Genomic DNA, 274 nt, shown 5'->3' on the forward strand with positions numbered 1-274 from the left:
TTGGTTTTGCTGCCGGCGTTGAATATCGTAAAGAAAGCAGTAAGTCGGTTGAAGATCCCTTTGTAAAGAGTGGCGCTACCTTCTTTAATGCCTTAGGTGAAATTGATGGTTCTTTCAATGTCAAAGAAGTGTATGCCGAGTTCTCAGTACCATTACTGGCGGATTTGTTTTTAATTGACAATCTAGTGTTTGATGCAGCTGTGCGCCATGCTGATTACTCGACTATTGGTGATGCCACTAGTTGGAAACTAGGTGTTGATTGGTCAGTTAATCC

The 274-nt window shown here is 42.0% G+C and carries 1 protein-coding gene; it reads left to right on the forward strand.

Annotated elements, in window-relative coordinates:
* Nucleotides 1-274: hypothetical protein (locus Q5762_RS38330; RefSeq protein WP_315896936.1), on the forward strand; the 274-nt coding region annotated here is incomplete at both ends.

The sequence above is a fragment of the Streptomyces sp. P9(2023) genome (assembly GCF_032436795.1).
In the GTDB taxonomy this organism is placed as follows: domain Bacteria; phylum Actinomycetota; class Actinomycetes; order Streptomycetales; family Streptomycetaceae; genus Streptomyces.